Origin of the sequence: Gordonia sp. VNK1 (assembly GCF_040049135.1) — a bacterium.
In the GTDB taxonomy this organism is placed as follows: Bacteria; Actinomycetota; Actinomycetes; order Mycobacteriales; family Mycobacteriaceae; genus Gordonia; species Gordonia oleivorans.
Genome location: NZ_JBDZDJ010000041.1, coordinates 1 through 17,170 on the forward strand (window position 1 = coordinate 1; position 17,170 = coordinate 17,170).

At 64.8% G+C, this 17,170-nt stretch carries 14 protein-coding genes and 1 pseudogene; 11 read left to right on the forward strand and 4 right to left on the reverse strand.

Annotated features, from left to right (window positions below):
- Nucleotides 1–226: 226 nt before the first annotated feature.
- Together ABLE94_RS25680 and ABLE94_RS25685 are read right to left on the reverse strand one after the other, a co-directional pair.
- Nucleotides 227–913, reverse strand: a complete 687-nt coding sequence (locus ABLE94_RS25680; RefSeq protein WP_348810263.1) for an MFS transporter — start codon at nucleotides 911–913, stop codon at nucleotides 227–229.
- Complete coding sequence (locus ABLE94_RS25685) at nucleotides 910–1,854, reverse strand: PPK2 family polyphosphate kinase (RefSeq protein ID WP_348810264.1); 945 nt, start codon at nucleotides 1,852–1,854, stop codon at nucleotides 910–912. Before ABLE94_RS25685 ends, ABLE94_RS25680 begins: the two co-directional genes overlap by 4 nt.
- Before the next feature lie 115 nt (nucleotides 1,855–1,969).
- Here ABLE94_RS25685 and ABLE94_RS26515 point away from each other — a divergent pair.
- From ABLE94_RS26515 to ABLE94_RS26520, 4 genes and pseudogenes are all read left to right on the forward strand, one after another.
- A pseudogene (locus tag ABLE94_RS26515) lies at nucleotides 1,970–2,146 on the forward strand (cation-transporting P-type ATPase); the annotation flags it as partial.
- Entirely contained in the window at nucleotides 2,133–4,628 is a 2,496-nt protein-coding gene (locus ABLE94_RS25690) for a plasma-membrane proton-efflux P-type ATPase (RefSeq protein ID WP_348810265.1), read from the forward strand. The pseudogene ABLE94_RS26515 and the gene ABLE94_RS25690, both read left to right, overlap by 14 nt.
- A gap of 4 nt (nucleotides 4,629–4,632) precedes the next feature.
- A complete protein-coding gene (locus tag ABLE94_RS25695) occupies nucleotides 4,633–6,018 on the forward strand; it encodes an APC family permease (protein ID WP_348810266.1) in 1,386 nt (461 codons plus the stop codon).
- Between the two features lie 302 nt (nucleotides 6,019–6,320).
- A complete protein-coding gene (locus ABLE94_RS26520) occupies nucleotides 6,321–6,545 on the forward strand; it encodes a cupin domain-containing protein (protein ID WP_425476287.1) in 225 nt (74 codons plus the stop codon).
- A 433-nt stretch (nucleotides 6,546–6,978) separates the two neighbouring features.
- Here ABLE94_RS26520 and ramB read toward each other — a convergent pair whose 3' ends face one another.
- Nucleotides 6,979–8,397, reverse strand: a complete 1,419-nt coding sequence (gene ramB / locus ABLE94_RS25700) for an acetate metabolism transcriptional regulator RamB (protein ID WP_348810267.1) — start codon at nucleotides 8,395–8,397, stop codon at nucleotides 6,979–6,981.
- 51 nt (nucleotides 8,398–8,448) lie between these two features.
- Here ramB and ABLE94_RS25705 point away from each other — a divergent pair, with 51 nt between their 5' ends.
- The 4 genes from ABLE94_RS25705 to ABLE94_RS25720 all read left to right on the forward strand — a co-directional run bounded on the left by ABLE94_RS25705 (nucleotide 8,449) and on the right by ABLE94_RS25720 (nucleotide 13,203).
- Nucleotides 8,449–9,258 (forward strand): hypothetical protein, encoded by an 810-nt coding sequence (locus ABLE94_RS25705; protein WP_348810268.1) that lies wholly within the window; start codon nucleotides 8,449–8,451, stop codon nucleotides 9,256–9,258.
- 458 nt (nucleotides 9,259–9,716) lie between these two features.
- Nucleotides 9,717–11,003, forward strand: coding sequence for an isocitrate lyase (gene aceA / locus ABLE94_RS25710; RefSeq protein WP_348810269.1), 1,287 nt, complete (start codon nucleotides 9,717–9,719; stop codon nucleotides 11,001–11,003).
- A gap of 191 nt (nucleotides 11,004–11,194) precedes the next feature.
- Nucleotides 11,195–12,079 carry a 3-hydroxybutyryl-CoA dehydrogenase gene (locus ABLE94_RS25715; protein WP_348805135.1) on the forward strand — a complete coding sequence of 295 codons (885 nt, stop codon included), beginning with the start codon at nucleotides 11,195–11,197 and terminating at the stop codon, nucleotides 12,077–12,079.
- A 332-nt stretch (nucleotides 12,080–12,411) separates the two neighbouring features.
- Entirely contained in the window at nucleotides 12,412–13,203 is a 792-nt protein-coding gene (locus ABLE94_RS25720; RefSeq protein ID WP_348805134.1) for a heparin-binding hemagglutinin, read from the forward strand.
- Between the two features lie 91 nt (nucleotides 13,204–13,294).
- Here ABLE94_RS25720 and ABLE94_RS25725 read toward each other — a convergent pair whose 3' ends face one another.
- Complete coding sequence (locus ABLE94_RS25725; protein ID WP_348805133.1) at nucleotides 13,295–13,843, reverse strand: helix-turn-helix domain-containing protein; 549 nt, start codon at nucleotides 13,841–13,843, stop codon at nucleotides 13,295–13,297.
- Between ABLE94_RS25725 and ABLE94_RS25730 the strand changes: the two genes are divergently transcribed.
- The 3 genes from ABLE94_RS25730 to ABLE94_RS25740 all read left to right on the forward strand — a co-directional run.
- On the forward strand, nucleotides 13,810–15,081 hold the full coding sequence (locus ABLE94_RS25730; RefSeq protein ID WP_425476286.1) for a benzoate/H(+) symporter BenE family transporter: 1,272 nt from the start codon (nucleotides 13,810–13,812) through the stop codon (nucleotides 15,079–15,081). The genes ABLE94_RS25725 and ABLE94_RS25730 overlap by 34 nt on opposite strands.
- 128 nt (nucleotides 15,082–15,209) lie before the next feature.
- A complete protein-coding gene (locus tag ABLE94_RS25735; protein ID WP_348805132.1) occupies nucleotides 15,210–16,379 on the forward strand; it encodes a DUF8462 domain-containing protein in 1,170 nt (389 codons plus the stop codon).
- Between the two features lie 103 nt (nucleotides 16,380–16,482).
- Nucleotides 16,483–17,170, forward strand: a 688-nt coding sequence (locus ABLE94_RS25740) for an IS110 family transposase (RefSeq protein WP_348810270.1), incomplete at its 3' end; no start/stop codon positions are given.

Consider the following 17,170-nt stretch of genomic DNA (forward strand, 5'->3'; position numbering starts at 1 on the left):
GCCAGCTCCGCATCGGTATGAGCTGAGCCGATGTGCTCGATCTGGCGCGACCCGCGACGGTTGGAGTGCACGATCTGGACCGCCGTCGCTCCCGACTTGGTCTTCACCGTCCGCACAAACGCCCCAGCAGCCTAAAACCCCCACCGTTAGTGTCCACCCCGGCATCCATCACCCCAGGTCACAGCCCCGCGATCGCCGAAATGGCGAAAATTGAGCCAAGTCAGGTTTAACGGCGGCAGCTTCTCTCCGGATCGGACGGCCGGCGCCGAGATGTCCAGCCGTGCGGCCGTGCGGGCGCACAGGTCGCGGTCGACGTCGTCGGCGAGCAGTCGCGCCAACAGCTGATCGGCGGCTCGGACGACCGTAGGGAGCCGAGGAGTGTTCCGATACCGACGAGTCCTCCGGCCACGAACCACCCGACGTCAAGGTGCCGGGTGAACAACGCCGACACCGCGAGTCCGAGAACCTGGCCGGCGCCGAAGGCCAGCCGCATCCATCCGATACGGTCGTTCCATTCGCTGTGGGGACGCCCTTCGACGATGAACATGCTCGCCGTGGTCTGCGCGGCCCCGGCGCCGGCACCGGCGACCAGCATGCACAAAAACCACACCACCGCGTTGTCGACCAGACCGAACACGATGGCCCCGACGGCCATCACCGGGAAGCTGACCAGAAAGACCAGTCGCTGTGAGCCGGTACGGTCGGCGAAACTGCCGAATATCGGCGCGAGCAGGGTGCCGAGATAGAACGCGGCGACCACCGCACCCACCACGAAGGTCCCCTTGGACTCCACACTCAGCGGCAGCAGGATCGGGACGATGCCGCTGACGACCATGCCGACCATGGCATAGCCCATCAGCCACGGCGGAAGAAAACCCTTGAGTTGGGTGGTGATCGGTGGTGAGTTGCTCACTTCGAGGTGCCGGTATCCGACGAGTCGGGCAACGTTGAATCGGACACCGTTGAATCGGACATGGACGGATCGGCGAGCAGAGCCTTCTTCGCGTCCGCCAGGTGTGCCTTGACGTCGGCTGCGACGTCGGGATATTGCGGGTCGAGCTTCTCGAGTTCATGAACGATCACCGCGAGCGAGCACAGATGGCTGTACCACTTGTGGTCGGCCGGGATCACGTGCCACGGAGCGTGGTCGGTGCTGGTGTGGCTGAGCATCTCGCTGAACGCGTGCTGGTAGTCGTCCCAGTACCCGCGTTCGGTGAGGTCGGTCGGGGAGAACTTCCAGTTCTTCTCGGGACGGTCGATGCGTTCGAGGAATCGGCGCCCTTGCTCGGTCTTGGACACATTCAGGAATAGCTTGACCACCGTGGTGCCGTTGTCGGTGAGATGGCGCTCCCATTCGTTGATCTGCTTGTACCGCCGATGCCAGAGACCGTCGTTGTTCAACACCGCTGATTTCGGCCACAACATCTCCGGGTGAACGCGGGTCACGGTCACATTCTCGTAGTGCGACCGATTGAACACGGCTATTCGACCCAATTCCGGTAGGACCAACTGATGCCGCCACAGATAATCGTGAGCGCGTTCGGTGGGTGAGGGCGCCTTGAAACTGTAGATGTCCACCCCTTCGGGATTGACGCCGGACATCACATGCTTGATGGTGCTGTCTTTGCCCGCGGCGTCGATCGCCTGCAGCACGATCAACAACGAGCGGTCGGCGGCGGCGAAGAAGCGGTCCTGGAGATCGAACAGGGTCTCCTTGGCATGTTCGATTGCCGCGAGCCCACCTGCCTTGCCCAGTTGCCGGTCGTGTCGTGCGGCGTCGAAATCGTCCGGCAGGGTTACCTTTTGGCCGGGTTCGACGACTGTCTTCGCTGCCACCTCACTCCAGTTGACCATGTCCAGGACCTTTCGTTGTCAGGATCCGTCACGCCCGGACATTGTCGAAGAATCGAAAGTCCACTGCGCGGGCGCAATTCGAGCGCGTGGACAATTTACCCGATACTGTATCGCCATGTCTCATGAGAGCACAGCAGCAACTGGCGCACCCCCTACAACATTGGCGATCGATCTGGAAAAAGCGCCGCTGCCCGATGTTCTTGAGCATCTCGGTGTTTCCGCCGACTCAGGTCTGACGGAACAAGAGGCGGCAGCGCGCCTGACGCAATACGGGCCCAATGGCATCCCGGAGAAGACGCAGAGTCTCGCGCCAGATCCTTTCCTACTTCACCGGTCCCATCGCCTACATGATCGAAATCGCGGCGGTGGTTTCCGGGGCGCTGCAGCACTGGGACGATTTCATCATCATCGTGGCCTTGCTGCTGTTCAACGCGGCACTGGGATTTTGGCAGGACCGGAAGGCGGCGAGTGCGCTCGCGGCCCTCAAGAAGGGACTGGCGCCGACGGCGACGGTGATGCGCGCGGGCTCGTGGACCACGATCGCCTCGCATGCCGTGGTGCCGGGCGATGTGGTGAGCATCCGCCTCGGCGAGATCGTGCCCGCGGATCTGCGGTTGCTCGGCGACGCGGACGTCTCGATCGATCAGTCTGCGTTGACCGGTGAGTCGGTTCCGGTTCGCAAGAACGCCGGTGACGAGGCGTATTCCGGGTCGATCATCAAGCAGGGCGAGACCACGGCGGTGGTCATCGCCACCGGCGGTAGCACCTTCTTCGGCCGGACCGCCAAGCTGGTCGCGGGAGCGGGCACGATCTCCCATGCCCAGAAGGCGATGTTCCAGATCGGTAACTTCCTGATCATCGTCGCCGTCGCGTTGGCGGCGGTCCTCGTCTTGTTCGAGGTGTTCCACAACTTCGACACCGAATGGTCGGGCAGCGCAGGCGATCAGGTCAACAAGGCACTGGGCATCGTCCAGTTCGTGCTGGTCCTGCTGGTTGCCTCCATTCCGGTCGCGATGCCCGCGGTGTTCTCGGTGACCATGGCACTCGGCGCGCTCGCTTTGTCGAAACAGGAGGCGATCGTCTCGCGTCTGCAATCCATCGAGGAGATGGCGGGCATCGACATCCTGTGCTCGGACAAGACAGGCACGTTGACGAAGAACAAGCTCACCCTGGGTGACCCGATCCTGGTGGCCGCCACGCAGGGCTCGGAGGTGATCCTGGCCGGCGCACTCGCCTCGCGTGCCGAGGACCACGATGCGATCGACGACGCGGTGATCGCGGGGTTGGCCGACCCCGGCGCCGTCTCTGCCTGGACCGTGCAGCAGTTCACCCCGTTCGATCCCGTCACCAAGTACACCAAGGCGTTGGTCCGCTCCGCGGACGGGACGGCCAAGATCGTCGCGAAAGGCGCTCCGCAGGCCATCCTTGACCTGGCCAATGCCGCTGACGATGTGTCGGCCACCGTCACGACGTCGGTCGCCGATCTCGCCGCCCACGGCAATCGCGCACTGGCCGTTGCCGAATCGTGCGACGACCGGGGGTCGAGCTGGTCGGTGCTCGGGGTGCTGCCGATGTTCGACCCGCCCCGCGATGACAGTAAAGCGACCATCGATCTGGCGCGCGAGAAGGGTGTCGAGGTGCGGATGATCACTGGTGACGACACCGCCATCGCCGTCGAAACCGCACGAGAACTGGGTTTGGGCACCAACATCCTGACCGCCGGGGACGTCTTCCCGGCCGATTTCGATCCCGACAGCGTGCCACCGGCGATCGCCGATGCGATCGAGAAAGCCGACGGATTCGCCCGGGTGTTCCCGGAGCACAAGTACGCGATCGTCAAGTCGTTGCAGCAGCGTGGTCATCTCGTCGCGATGACCGGCGACGGCGTCAACGATGCGCCGGCACTCAAACAGGCCGATTGTGGCACGGCCGTCTCGGGTGCCACCGATGCCGCGCGCGGCGCGGCGGCGCTGATCCTGACCGCGCCCGGCCTCTCGGTCATCAACAGCGCGATCGATGAGGCGCGGCGCATCTTCGGGCGGGTGAACAGCTACACCATCTACCGCGTCGCCCTCACGATCGACATCATGTTTCTGGTTGTCCTCGCGACACTCATCCTCGGCTTCCAGCCGTTGACGGCGGTCATGATCGTCATCATCTCGCTGCTCGACGATGTGCCGATCATGACGATCGCCTACGACAACACCCCGGTCAGCAAGAAACCGATTCGGTGGCAGATGCCGAAGGTTCTGGGTAATTCCGCTGTGCTCGGCTTCTTTTCGGTGATCCAGTCTCTCGGGTTGCTGTTCCTCGTTTACGGCGCGGCGCAGGTCAGCGGTGGACTGTTCGGGGTGGCGTCGTGGTCGGGCGACCAGCACCTGGCGATGGATCAGATCCAGACGGCGGTGTTCCTGCAACTCGTCACCGGCGGGCACCTGCTGATCTTCGTCACCCGTGCGCAGCGGTGGTTCTTCCTGCGGCCGTTCCCGTCGTGGCAACTTGTCGCCGCGATCGCCGGAACCCAGATTCTGGCCATTCTGATGAGCGGATTCGGCTGGCTGATGACTGCGCTGCCCTGGGAGATGGTGGGCGTGACTTTGGCGTACTGCGTGGTGTGGGTGTTCATCCTCGGCGCGGTGCGGCTGGTGGCCGAGAAGGCCATCGACCGGCGGTCGGGCCCGTGGAACAAGGCCGAGGAGATGTTCGTGCAGGATCTGCGTGAGGTCGCCATGGTGCGGCCGCATCCCGCCCATGCCGCCCAAACGAGAAAGTGAGCACATGACGTCGTCAACTCAGCCGGTTCGCAAGAGCGCCATCGGCGTGGCCTCGGCGACCGCGATCGGCGTCGGTGGGATGATGGGTGCCGGTCTGTACACCCTGCTCGGTTTGGCGGCGACGACCGCTGGGGTGTGGCTACCGGTGGCTTTTCTTGTGGGCGGCATCGTTTCGCTCTTCAGTGTGTACTCGTATGCCAAGCTCGGGGCCCGATTTCCGAGTCGGGGTGGCGCTGCGGAATTTCTGATCCGGTGCTTCGGTGACGGAATCGTCGCGGGTGGTCTCAACATTTTCCAGTTCCTCGGCTGGATCATCGCGATGGCTCTCTACGCAGCCGGGTTCGCCGGTTACGCACGTCACCTACTGCCCTTCGACACCCCGGAATGGTCGGGAAAGGCCATCGGGGTCGGCCTGGTCGTGGTACTGATCCTGGTCAACGTGCTCGGCTCGAAACTGGTCGGCCGATCCGAGATGTTTGTGATCGCCGCCGAACTCGCGATCATTGCCGCCTTCGTCGTGGCTGCCTGCTTCAAAGCCGAGCCCGGGCGTTTCGATCAGATGGGTGGCGACGGGATCATCGGAATTTTCTTTGCCGCGGGACTGCTCTATGTGACCTACGAGGGATTCGGTGTGGTCACCAATTCGGCCGGTGACATGAGCAACCCGGTGAAACAACTGCCGCGCGCCATGTACCAGTCCCTGTTCATTGTGATTCTTGTCTACGTCGTGGTCAGTTCGCTGGTGGTGATGGTGATGTCGCTGTCGGATATCGAGACCAATCAGGGGCATGTGCTCTCCGACGCGGGTCGCGCCGTACTGGGTCAGTTCGGGTTCGTGGTAGTCGGTGCTGCTGCGTTGTTGGCGACCGCGTCAGGGGTGAATGCGACCTTGTTCGGCGACGCCAATCTAGCGTTCACCGTCGCGAAAACTGGTGAGATGCCGTCGTATTTCGCTCGTGGAGTATGGCGCAGTGGAACCTGGGGCCTCCTGCTTGCAGGCGCCCTGACCTGTGCCTTTGTCATATTCTTTCCGCTGGCAGCGGTAGGACAGATGGCGAGCCTGGCCTTCTTGATCGTCTACGGTACCGTCAGCGTCGGCCACCTGCGAGTGCGTCGTGACACCGGTGCGAACAAATGGATTCTTGTTCTGGCCATCGTGCTGAATCTTGCACTGTTCTGCCTGCTGTTGGGCTATGCGATCACCACCGGACCCGCGAGCACCTGGATTACCCTGATTGTGGTGCTGGTGCTCAGTTTCGTGGCGGAGTACGTCTACCGGCGAATCACCGGACGCGCCTTGCGAATCTGGTCGCCGACCGCACTCCCCAGGCCGATCGCCGCTGCCACCGGCACCGACGAGGGCCGACCCCAGGGCCGATCCACCCGATGACCAAGAACGCACCCACACACAGACTTCGCCGATGCAACCCCATCGATCGACGTTCGCCACGCCCAGACGTCGATTCGTGAACTCCAAGGCTGTGTCGCCGCCACGCGTACGCCGTGGTGGTCGTGGAGAGACCCGCCGAGAAGCAGGCCATTCAGCACGGCTCCTTGATCACCAAGCGTGAGACCACGCCGATCCGAAGTCGACCACTCCAGGACGCGGTGTTCAATGGCGCGGTGTTCAATTCTGTGCCAGTTCCGAAAAAGGACCACTTGACTACCCACGCGTCCACCGACGTCACTGGCGTGAACATGGCACTGGAGCCAGGGGCATACCGAGAACTGCACTGGCACAAGGAAGCCGAGTGGGGCTCGGTGCTGGTCGGTCGCTGTCGCGTGACGGCGATTGACGAGCACGGACGCTCATTCATCGATGACGTCAAGGCCGGGCGATCTGTGGAACTTCGAGGCCGGGCTCCCGCACTCGATCCAGGGGCTCGAGGGGTGGCGTCGAGTTCTTGCTGGTCTTAGGTGACCCGGATTTCTCGGAGAATTTCACGTTTCTTCTGTCGGACTGGTTCGCGCACACACCGCAGGATGTCGACGCCGTGAACTTCCGAAAGACCGTGGGAGACATCAGTGTTTTCGACGTGAACACCTTCCCAGCCGCCAAGACGATTTCGGCAGCATTCGTCGAGGTCGAGCCCGGCGGAATGCGTTAATTGCACTGGCGCCCAAGGCTGCGGAGGGGCAGTACTACATTCAGGGTCTCGTCGCCGGTCACCATGTGCAGAACATCGGAGATGAGAAAGCCGATCTTCGTCGAGGCGTTCATGTACCCCGAGTACTCCGATGTATCTGCGCGAAAGTGGTTGGCATCCAACCCGGCTCAGATTGGCGGCCGACGGACGGGTCGACCCCGGCGACGGCGCGGCGCCGACCGAGCATCTGCGCCGACAGTGAGTCACACCGTCATATACGGCGACACCGTCGAGCCGTGCTCGTTGATCCGCAACTCGGTGCCCAGTGACGGGAAGGCGCGTTGGGTACAGCTCTGACGTTCGCACACGCGGCAGCCGGCGCCGATCGGGGTGATGCGGGCCTGCGGTCCGATCTCGAGGCCGTCGGAGTAGATGACGCGGGCGGCATGGCGTAGTTCGCAGCCGAGGCCGATGGCGAAGGTCTTGCCCGGTTGGCCGAAGCGCGCGGCGCGTCGTTCGACGGTGCGGGCGATCCAGAAATACTCACGGCCGTCGGGCATCTCGGCGATCTGGGTGAGGATCTTGCCCGGCGAGGCGAACGTCTCGTACACATTCCACAGCGGGCAGGTGCCACCGGATGCGGAGAAGTGAAATCCGGTGGCGGACTGCCGTTTCGACATGTTGCCGGCCCGGTCGACGCGGACGAACGACCACGGGATGCCACGCAGGTTGGGGCGTTGCAGGGTGGACAGGCGATGGCATACGGTCTCGTAACTGACCGCGTAGAAGGCCGAGAGGCGTTCGATGTCATAGCGGAAATCTTCTGCGGCGCCGTGGAATTGGGCGTAGGGGAGCAGTGCCGCGCCGGCGAAGTAGTTGGCCAGTCCGTAGCGGGCGAGCGAGCGTGCGTCGTCGTTGCTGAAGTTGCCCTCGTCGACGAGTTGCCCGATCAGGTCGCCGTATTCCAGGTAGGCGAGTTCGGCGGCCAGTTTGAAGGCCCGTTGTCCCGCCGACAACGCCGCGGACACCTCGAGGCGCCGCGAGGCCGGATCGAAGCGATGCAGCACGTAGTCGCCGAGGTCGACGCGGCGGGCGACGGTCACGCCGTGGCGCTTCTCGAGCCGGTCGATGATCTCTCGGCGCACATCGCCGGAGTGCATCCGCATCCGCGTGGTCATCTCCTCGGCCGCCACGTCGAGCTCGTGAATGTAGTTGCGGCGTTGGGAGAAGTAGTCGCGGACCTCGTCGTGGGGGGCGCTGATCGCGCCGCGCATGGAACGGTCGCCGCGTTCGTCGGTGGCGGCGGCGAGCTGATCGGTGGCGATCCGGTAGCGGCGATACAGGTTCACCATGGCGGCCGCGATCTCGGGATGACCGGAGACCATGGTGCTGATCCCCTGCGCGTCGTGGGCGGCATCGGGTGCCTCCACGTCGTCGTCGAGGAGCACCTCGCGCAGCTCGGCGACGAGACGCACATCGTCCTGGGAGTCGAAGAATCCCGCGTCGACCCCGAAGGTCTGGGTGATCTTCTCCAACACCGCCGCGGTCAGCGGCCGCGCGTCATGTTCGATCTGGTTGAGATACGACGGTGAGATCGCCAGGGTCTGGGCCAGTGCGACCTGGGACAACCCGCGCTCGGAGCGCAGTTGACGCAGGCGAGAGCCCACATACGTCTTCGGCATCGCCCCACCTCCTTGTGCCAGGGCGTGTGTTCCACAGGATACGGTGACCGCGTGCGGGTGCAGCGCGCTCTTCGGCGCAGATCGACGGTCGGGACCCTCGGGGTGATGGTGGCGCTGTCGGCGACGGCGACCCTCGCGGCGGGATGCTCCCACGAGGCGACGACGGTCCCGGCCGCCTCGGTGGCCCCCGCGGATCTGCTCCTCGACCCGGCCGGGCTGCCGGCCGGCTTCACCCCGGTGCAGTTGCCCGTGAAGCAGTTGATCGACGCCAACGCGACGCAGTTGTCGGCGGCACAGTCGACCACCGTCACCCCGCCGCAGTGCCGGCCGACTGCGGACGCCGACCTCAATCATCGGCTGACCGAGGCCGACACCGCGGTCCTCGGTGCCCAGTCGGGTTTCGGGAATCTCGTCGAATTGGTGACCATGCAGACACGCGATCTCGGTGCGGACATCGCCGCCACCACGGGAGCCTGCGCGCGTACCGAGACGACCATCCGGCAGGGCAACCTGGCCGGCACCACGATCGTCACCGTGTCGACGGTCCTGCCGCAGCCGCCACTCACCGATCACGCCGACGACGTCGAACAGATGCACGTCGTGGAGTCGGCGACCACCACCACCCTTCCCGACAAGGGCGTGCAGACCGCCGTCTCCTACAGCGGATATGCGCTGCTCACCCGGCCCGGTGGCGTGCCGGTGCGGTCGCCGGCGACGGTGTCGTTGACGGTGTCGGGCGAGACCACCGACGCGGTGCGGCCTCCTGCACCGGCGCCCGTGGCACGTCCGCCGATGTCCCGCGAGGAGTTCGTCACGCTATTCGGCACCGCCGTGACCACCGCGGCGCAAGGTCACACCTGACGGCGGTGTCGGCGCTGATCACATGCCGTGAACCTGCGTGGTCGCGGGGGAGGACACCGGCCCTTCGGCGTTTGCCTGTGAATCCCGTCACAGCGGGTGAGAGGCGGGCGACGCCGTGTGCGGCCAGGGCGCCTCGGCGTGTGCACGTCGGGTCGGCCGACTACGATGGGAAAAACCCAGTACGCGCGTACTTTTTGAGCGCGCCGCCGGGTGTCTTCACACTCTCACCTTCGCAAGATTTGCAAAATCTCAGCGAAACCTGGCCACCTTTCGCACGATAAACCCGACTGGACCTGCGGGTTTGCCCTGTGGCACTCTTGATTGCAGACACCGCCGGAGAGCTACGGAGAGTTTGCAACCGTGCACCCCGGATGTCTGTCAGCAGGGTTCGCCGTACCGGCGCAACCACCTACGGCCCCTTACGTCGGCCGAGCAGCACAATGAAAGCGAAGTGGCTAATGAGCAACGTCGGAAAGCCCCGCACCGCCGCGGAGATCCAGCAGGACTGGGACACCAACCCGCGTTGGAAGGGCATCAAGCGCGAGTACACCGCCGAGCAGGTGGCCGAACTCCAGGGCAACGTCCTCGAGGAGCACACCCTCGCCAAGCGTGGCGCCGAGATCCTGTGGGAGGGCGTGAACGGTGACAACTACATCAACGCTCTCGGCGCTCTGACCGGTAACCAGGCCGTGCAGCAGGTGCGCGCGGGCCTCAAGGCCATCTACCTGTCCGGTTGGCAGGTTGCCGGTGACGCGAACCTCTCCGGCCACACCTACCCCGACCAGTCGCTCTACCCGGCCAACTCGGTGCCGCAGGTGGTGCGTCGCATCAACAACGCGCTGCTGCGTGCCGACGAGATCGCCCGCGTCGAGGGTGACAACGCCGTCGACAACTGGGTCGTGCCGATCGTCGCCGACGGTGAGGCCGGCTTCGGTGGCGCCCTCAACGTCTACGAACTGCAGAAGGCGATGATCGCCGCGGGTGCCGCCGGTACCCACTGGGAGGATCAGCTCGCGTCGGAGAAGAAGTGCGGTCACCTCGGTGGCAAGGTGCTCATCCCCACCCAGCAGCACATCCGCACCCTGACCTCGGCCCGCCTGGCCGCCGATGTCGCCAACACCCCGACCGTCGTCGTCGCCCGTACCGACGCCGAGGCCGCCACCCTGATCACCTCGGACGTCGACGATCGCGACAAGCCGTTCGTGACCGGTGAGCGCACCTCCGAGGGCTTCTACAACGTGCAGAAGGGCATCGAGCCCTGCATCGCGCGTGCCAAGGCCTACGCCCCGTACTCCGACCTGATCTGGATGGAGACCGGCAAGCCCGACCTCGAGGTCGCCCGCCAGTTCGCCGAGGCCGTCAAGGCCGAGTTCCCGGATCAGCTGCTCGCCTACAACTGCAGCCCGTCCTTCAACTGGAAGCAGCACCTGGACGACGCGACCATCGCGAAGTTCCAGAACGAGCTCGGCGCCATGGGCTTCAAGTTCCAGTTCATCACCCTGGCCGGCTTCCACGCCCTGAACTACTCGATGTTCGACCTGGCCTACGGCTACGCCCGTGAGCAGATGGCCGCCTACGTCGACCTGCAGGAGCGCGAGTTCGCTGCCGAGGCCCGTGGCTACACCGCCACCAAGCACCAGCGTGAGGTCGGTGCCGGCTACTTCGACAAGATCGCCACCACCGTCGATCCCAACACCTCGACCGCGGCCCTCAAGGGCTCGACCGAGGAAGGCCAGTTCCACTAGGAACTCGGTTGGACCGCAAGTACGCGGTTTCGGAGTTGACAAGACAGGCGGTCCGCGGCCTTCGCTGCGGGCCGCCTGTCGGCATTTCGGTCGGGTTCGGTCGTACCCCAGGAGTTACCGTTGTCTTGCGAAATCTGTTGTTGCGTCGGGCAATCGGTGGTTTCGTCGGTGATCTGTGAGGAGTCGTGGTTGTGTCCGGTGAGATGATCTCGCGCGTGGGTGTCGTCGGCGCCGGGCAGATGGGCTCCGGGATCGCCGAGGTGTGCGCGCGGGCCCACGTCGACGTCCTCGTGTTCGAGCCGACGAAGGCGGCGGTGTCGGCCGGCCGGTCCCGCATCCTGCGGTCGCTCGACCGTGGCGTGTCGTCGGGCAAACTGACCGAGCGGGAACGTGAACAGGCCGTCGGCCGATTGCGATTCACCTCCGATCTCGGCGATTTCTCCGATCGTCAGATGGTGTGCGAGGCCGTCATCGAGGACGAGGGCGTCAAGACCGAGATCTTCGCCTCGCTCGACAAGGTGGTCGCCGATCCCGACGCGGTACTCGCCTCCAACACGTCGTCGATCCCCATCGCCGTCCTCGGCAAGGCCACCGGCGACGCCTGCCGGGTCATCGGCATGCACTTCTTCAACCCGGTTCCGGTCCTCCCGCTCGTCGAGCTGGTGTTCACCCCGCTGACCGCTGCGGGGGTCGCCGATCGGGCCGAGACATTCGCCAGCGAGGTCCTGGGCAAACAGGTCATCCGCTCCGCCGATCGATCCGGCTACATCATCAACGCACTGCTCATTCCCTACCTGCTGTCGGCAATCCGCATGGTGGAGAGCGGTTTTGCCGCGGCCGAGGACATCGACAAGGGCATGGTGCTGGGCTGTGCGCATCCCATGGGTCCGTTGCGGCTGGCCGATCTGGTCGGTCTGGACACGGTCAAGGTGATCGCCGAGGGGATGTACGAGGAATTCGGTGAACCCCTCTACGGCCCGCCGCCCATCCTGGCGCGCATGGTCGCGCAGGGGCGGCTCGGCAAGAAGGCCGGTGCCGGTTTCTACGATTACGAGGCTCCCGCAACCCGTCGTTAGGCTTGGCGGATTCCCGATGCGCGATAATGAACTCGTGGTGAGTTCAAGGGGTGGGCTCGAGCCATGGCCGCGTGCTTCCGGAGATCTTTTGCGCGGCAACAACTTCGGGATAACCGGAGCCGAGTTCGGCTCTTCGTGCGAGATGGTACGACCGTACCTGTTATGACCGTGCTAACAAACTGCTTGCAATTGCTAGCGAGACGTGGATACTGGTAAGTGGAAGCGCTGCACAAGTGATCCCCAACCGGCAGTCATCGATCACCCACCTGGTCTGCTGCCCGAAAATTCTTGCGCCGCAAAACTTCTGCCCAACCCTTATCGAGGAGGCCGATATGAGCACCACCGAACGTACCCTTGCGAATCCCTTCTATGCCGTGGTCGGTGCGGGCGATCTGGCCCTGCAGCAGGTCACCGATGCCGTCACGCAGCTGCGTGAGCGCACCGAGGCCGCCACCGAGAGCGCGACCACGCGCTTCGAGGAGTCCAAGACCAAGCTCGAGGAAACCCGCACCAAGCTGAACAGCCTGCCCGAGGATGTTCCCTCGATCGACGAGATCCGCGCGAAGCTGACCACCGAGGAGATCACGAAGTTCGTCGAGCCCTACGTCGAACTCGCGACCAGCTTCTACAACTCGCTGGCCGAGCGTGGCGAGGAGACCCTCGAGCGTCTGCGTCAGCAGCCGATGGTCCAGGAAGGCCTGACCCGCGCCGAGAAGACCTACAACGACGCCGTCGACCTGACCGAGGACGCCCTCGGAGTGGTATCGCACCAGACCCGCTCCGTCGGTGAGCAGGCCGCGAAGATCGCCGGACTGGTCGGCGCCCGCGTCGGCGAGGCCAGCGATGCGCTCGACGACGCCGCCGACAAGCTCGGCGACAAGATCGACGAGGCCGCCCTCGAGGTCGGCGAGAAGCTCGACGAGGCCGGCGAGGCCGTGACCGAAGCCGGTCAGACCATCAAGGCCAACTCGGCCACCGCCGCGTCGAAGGTCGACGGCGCCGCCGGCACCGTCGAGGGCAAGGCGCGTACCGCCAACTCGTCGCCGGCCAAGAAGATCGCCGCCGCCAAGAAGGCTCCCGCCAAGAAGGCTCCGGCGAAGAAGGCCACCGGCCCGGAGGCCTGATCGGCACCATCGACAACCAGCACGGCCCCCGCGGATTCGTTCCGCGGGGGCCGTGTCATGTTCCGGTGCCGTGCTTTTTCGATGCGTGTTCTCAGTGCGGCGCCGGCGAGTGGATCGTGAGGACCGCGAGGGCGCCGTCGTCGCTGCGGTAGGTGTGTTCGGTGTTTGAGGGCCACTGCAGCGATTCACCTTGTCCGGCAGCCTTTTCGGCCCCGGTCGGGCCGGCGACCAGTCGCCCGGACACCACGTGCACGTGCTCGACGACGCCGTCGCCGTGCGGGGGTGAGGTGCGGATTCCGCCGGGCAACACGTGGAGCCAGAAGACCTCGGTTGTCGCGCCGTCGGAATGATGCTCGACGTGCAGGAGCCGCGCCGACAGGTGGGTGCCGGAACCCTCGGTGCCCGCGTCCTCGCCGAGCAGCGCCGACAGCGGGACGCCGAGTGGCCCGGCGACCGCGTACAGCGTGTCGATGGTGGGGTTGCGTTGTCCCGCTTCGAGTTCGGACAACGATCCCTTGCCGATGCCGGCGGCGCGGGCCAACGCGGACAGGCTCATCCCGCGTGCGGAACGCAGCCCGGCGATCCGGTCACCGATCGCCCGGCGGCGTGCGGCGGTGGCATCCGGGTCCTTGTCGGGCACGGCGTCGATCCTCCCTTCCGCGTTCTGTAAACAGAACGATACACGCTATGCTGGCCGACGTGACCACCAGAGCACCCTCGATGAGCGAACCCATCACGGCCGGAATCATCACCGCGCTCGTCGGGTTCACCTCGTCGTTCGTGGTCGTGGTCGCCGGGTTGCGGGCGGTCGGGGCGTCGTCGGAGCAGGCCGCGTCGGGATTGTTGGCCCTGACCGTCACCTTCGCGGTGGGCATCGTCGTCCTGTGCGTCGCGACCCGCAAACCCATCACCCTGGCCTGGTCGACGCCGGGCGCGGCGATGCTGGTGGCCGCCGGCGCCGATTATCACGCCGGGTGGTCGGCGGCGGTCGGGGCGTTCCTCGTCGTCGGCGTGCTCATCCTCGCGACCGGTCTGATCCCGGCCCTGGGGGATCTGATCGGGCGCATCCCGACGCCGATAGCGCAGGCCATGCTGGCCGGGGTGCTGCTCACGCTCTGCTTGGCGCCGATGAAATCACTTTCCGTGCAACCACTGCTGACTCTGCCGATCCTGGTGGTCTGGCTCGCCGCGACCCGATGGTGGACGCGCTGGGCGCTTGTCCTGGCCCTGGTGACCGCACTCGTGGTGATCGGCGCCTACGTCGGGGTGCACGGAATCGACGACGGTATCGCCATCGACTGGTGGCCGCAGATCGCCTGGACGACACCGTCGTTCGACGTCTCGGCGATCATCGGGTTGGCCATCCCGCTGTACGTGGTCACCATGGCGTCGCAGAATGTGCCCGGCGTCGCCGTCCTGAAATCCTTCGGCTACGAAACACCGTGGCGCCCGGCCATGTTCGTCACCGGGGTCGGCACGGTGATCGGCGCACCGTTGGGCGGGCACGCCATCAACCTGGCCGCACTGTCGGCGGCACTGGCCGCCGGTGAGGAGGCCGGTGCCGATCGGAGTCGTCGCTGGATCGCCGGGGTGTCCGCCGGCATCTCGTATCTGGTGCTCGCCGGTCTGTCCGGGGTGCTCGTCACCATCACCGCCATCGCGCCGCAGGGACTCCTGGAATCCGTTGCCGGCCTGGCGCTGCTGGCGACCTTCGCGAACGCCCTGCTGGGTGCCTTCGCCCACGACGAGTTCCGCATCGCGGCGGCACTGACCTTCGTCACCGCCGCGGCGGGTGTCACGTTCTGGGGGATCAGCGGGGCGTTCTGGGCGATCGTCGTCGGCCTCGTGGCGCACGGGGTGTTGCGGCGACCGGTCTGACGTGGCGCGGGGCGGTACGGATCCGCGTACGGCTGGCGGCTGGGCAGGTGCGAGTCGATCAGAAGCGAGGTGTACCTGTTTATAGCGGAGTATAGCAATTTGCTATAGATCGCTATATTCTCCTAGATATGGACGCGGTCGGTAACCCGTATTCACCTGGTGCAGGACGTAGACCCGCGGCTCTGGTCGGTCGTGATCCAGCGATTGCCGAGTGGCAGAACTCGCTCAGGCGTGCTGAGAAGGACCGGATTGACTCGCCGCAGGTCCTCATCGGAAGAAGGGGTGTCGGGAAGACCGTGCTGCTCGCACGCTTTGCATCTGAAGCGCGGGAACGTGACTGGGTGGTCGCTCGGATCGAGGCCTCGCATGATCTCAACTTTCGCGAAGCGCTCGGCGAAGCCTTGTATGAGCCGCTGAGTGACATGGTTCGTCCGGGGGTTGGCGAGCGGGTGGTGAAAGCACTCAAGACGGCGTCTAGCTTCAAGGCCTCCTACAGCTCAGATGGGGTGTGGTCTTTCGGTCTCGATTTCACGGCCTCTCCTGGTGGTGGTGCGGATACTGGCGTCATTGAGACCGACCTGCGCAAGCTCATTCGCGAGCTTGCAGACGCGGCTGCGTCGATTGGTGTCGGTCTGGCCGTGCTCATAGATGAGGCCCAGGATCTGGAGGTGGACGATCTCAGAGCGCTCTGTGTTGTCGCCCATCAGGCGGCACAGGATGATTGGCGATTCTTGCTTGCCTTCGCTGGTCTTCCGAGTCTGCGGGGCATGCTGGCTCAGGCAAGGTCCTACTCGGAGCGGTTTCGCTACGTGGGAGTAGAAGAGCTTGACGAATCTGCTGCACGCGCGGCTCTGATTCTGCCCGCGCGCGACGAGGGCGTGGAATGGAGCGATGCCGCATTGGACGAGGTAATCACCGCTTCGGGTTGCTACCCCTACTTCCTGCAGCAGTTCGGAAAGGAGACCTGGGATGTCGCAGGAGGGTCGCCGATTGACAGGCGCGACGCCGCCTATGGAATTGCGCTGGGTAACAACCACCTCGACAGAGGCTTCTTCAGCGTTCGCTGGGACCGCGCCACCAAAGCCGAGAAGGACTATATGCGCGCGATGGCGCAAGATTCCGGAGAGGATAGCCAATCCGGCGAGATCGCGAGCCGTCTGGGTCGGAGCATCGGCAGTCTCGGGCCAACTCGTGCGAATCTCATCAGCAAGGGGTTGGTCTTCGCACCCAATCACGGAGTGGTCGCATTCACTGTTCCCCACATGCATCTGTTCATTGCCAAACAGCCCTTGGCCTAGACGGTATGAGGAGGTTCGGGGCCGAAGGCCTCGAGCTGCAAGTCAAGACGTGGGTTGCCAGAACACACTGGTAGAGCCACATTGCAGACTCAGGAGGCCTCCGGTGATTACTCAGGGTACAAGTGTTGGGTTGGATGTTCATGCACGTTCGGTGGTGGTGCACGCTTGTGAGGTGCGGACCGGACAGGTGCGAAAAGCGCGGTTGACGCCGGATTACCGGTCGATCATCGAGTGGCTGCGGGCGTTGGTCGGGCCGGTCGAGGTGGCCTACGAAGCCGGTCCGACCGGATATGGGTTGGCCCGCGCGATCATTGCGGCAGGGATGGCGTGCACCGTGGCCGCACCATCGAAACTTCAACGGCCCGTGGGTGATCGAGTCAAGACCGACGCCAAAGACGCCGCGCACCTGGAGAAACTGCTCCGGTTGGGTGAACTCGTCGAGGTCACCATTCCCGACACGACGACCGAAGCCGCCCGCGATCTGGTCCGCGCTCGCGATGATGCTCGTGGGGACCTGATGCGAGCCCGGCATCGACTGTCGAAACTGCTTCTGCGACAGGGAATCGTCTACTACGACGGCAAGGCGTGGACCAGCCGTCACGAGCAGTGGCTGCGGCGGCAACACTTCGACAATCCCGCGTTGCAAGCCACCTACGACAACGACTTCAACGCGGTGTTGACCGTCACCGGTCGGCGCGACGCACTTGATCAGAAGATCACTGAGATGGCCGCGGACTCGCCGTGGACGCCGGTGGTGACCCGGCTGCAGTGCCTGCGGGGGATCTCCACCC

Coding starts and splice junctions, on each gene's coding strand:
- ABLE94_RS25720 (WP_348805134.1), top strand. CDS start 12,412: ATGAGCACCACCGAACGTACCCTTGCGAATCCCTTCTATGCCGTGGTC.
- ABLE94_RS25685 (WP_348810264.1), bottom strand. CDS start 1,854: ATGGTCAACTGGAGTGAGGTGGCAGCGAAGACAGTCGTCGAACCCGGC.
- aceA (WP_348810269.1), top strand. CDS start 9,717: ATGAGCAACGTCGGAAAGCCCCGCACCGCCGCGGAGATCCAGCAGGAC.
- ABLE94_RS25735 (WP_348805132.1), top strand. CDS start 15,210: ATGGACGCGGTCGGTAACCCGTATTCACCTGGTGCAGGACGTAGACCC.
- ABLE94_RS25690 (WP_348810265.1), top strand. CDS start 2,133: ATGGCATCCCGGAGAAGACGCAGAGTCTCGCGCCAGATCCTTTCCTAC.
- ramB (WP_348810267.1), bottom strand. CDS start 8,397: ATGCCGAAGACGTATGTGGGCTCTCGCCTGCGTCAACTGCGCTCCGAG.
- ABLE94_RS25695 (WP_348810266.1), top strand. CDS start 4,633: ATGACGTCGTCAACTCAGCCGGTTCGCAAGAGCGCCATCGGCGTGGCC.